General features: G+C 64.4%; 2 protein-coding genes and 1 pseudogene. 2 read left to right on the top strand and 1 reads right to left on the bottom strand.

The genetic code is table 11. From position 1 onward, the window contains the following. On the bottom strand, positions 1 to 323 hold a 323-nt coding region (locus tag FJ980_RS35145; RefSeq protein ID WP_210243785.1), incomplete at its 3' end, for a hypothetical protein. A gap of 43 nt (positions 324 to 366) precedes the next feature. Between FJ980_RS35145 and FJ980_RS35700 the strand changes: the two are divergent. Both FJ980_RS35700 and FJ980_RS35695 read left to right on the top strand, forming a co-directional pair. After that, positions 367 to 753: pseudogene (locus FJ980_RS35700) on the top strand (aminopeptidase P family N-terminal domain-containing protein); the annotation flags it as partial. Positions 754 to 929: 176 nt separating this feature from the next. Next, a partial coding sequence (locus FJ980_RS35695) for a M24 family metallopeptidase (RefSeq protein ID WP_348640676.1) occupies positions 930 to 1191 on the top strand: 262 nt, incomplete at its 3' end.

The following is a 1191-nucleotide window of genomic DNA, read 5'->3' as shown; positions in this document are numbered from 1 at the left end:
TCTGGACATATCGCAAGACGCACTGTACGAATCTGGAAAAATCGCCATTGGGCTTGATTGTGCGGCTTTGTGATGCGCAAGTTGTGCACAATTAAGGTGTGCTTTCTCGATGCGATACGAACCGCCTTTGGATGAGGGCAGGAAGGAAAACGGCTTTGGACGCGTCGGGCGGGCCCACCAAGGCGGAATACGCGCGGCGCCTGGCCGACGTGAAGCAACGCATGGCAAAGGCCGGCTTCGATCTCAATCATCTGCCAGGATCCCAGCGCCAGCGAAGGCGGCGGCGAGCGGCTCTGCGACGTGACCCGCGATCCCATCTTCATCGACTGACCATCAGCCCAGGACCGGCAACTCAAGGACACCTCAATGGACCGCAATCCCTTTTCCGAAGCCGAGATCGCCGGCCGCTTGTCGAAAGTTCGCACGGCATTGGCAGAGCGCAAGCTCGACGCCGCCGTCTTCGCCTCGCCGGAGACTGTTTTCTACCTCACCGGCCTCGACCATTGGGGTTATTTCGCGCCGCACCTCCTGATCGTCACGCTCGACCGGCGTCCTATCCTGGTCACCCGGTCGATGGAGAAGGTGACGATCGAGAATCAGGTGAAGGCAGCAGAATTCCGCGGTCACTCCGACAGCGAGACCGCGGCCGACCTCGCCGCGCGCGTCATTTCCGAACTCGGCCTGGCCGGCAAACGGATCGGCATCGAAAACTGGACGTCCGGCCTCAGCCACGGCCTCGCCCTGAAGCTTGAGGCGCAGGCCGACGCCAAGTGGAGCGACGTCTCGGGACTGGTCGACAAGATGCGGTTGGTGAAGAGCGCCGAGGAACAGGTGCTGATGCGCCGCGCCGCCAAGGTCACGGATGCTGCGGCAGGTGCCGCCATCGCTGCCATCTCCGACGGCGCCGCCGAGCAGGAGGTTGCCGCCCAATGCGTGGCGGCGATGGTGGCCACGCGCCGGGCTTCGGCCCGTTCATCCGGCCCGCCGCCCGGCTCGGCGAGGAGCACACGACCTGGGGCGACGGCATCTATCGCAGCGGCGAGCCGGTCTTCGTCGAACTGTCGGGCTGTGTCTCGCGCTATCACGCGCCGCTTGGCCGGCTGATCCGCATCGGCAACATCAAGGACGAAGATGCCGCCATGGCCGAGGTCACGGCCAAGGCATTAGAGGCCGTCGTCAGGGCTCTCGAGC

This window comes from Mesorhizobium sp. B1-1-5, from assembly GCF_006443065.1.
Classification (GTDB): domain Bacteria; phylum Pseudomonadota; class Alphaproteobacteria; order Rhizobiales; family Rhizobiaceae; genus Mesorhizobium.
This window is presented reverse-complemented; position numbering and strand designations above follow the sequence as displayed.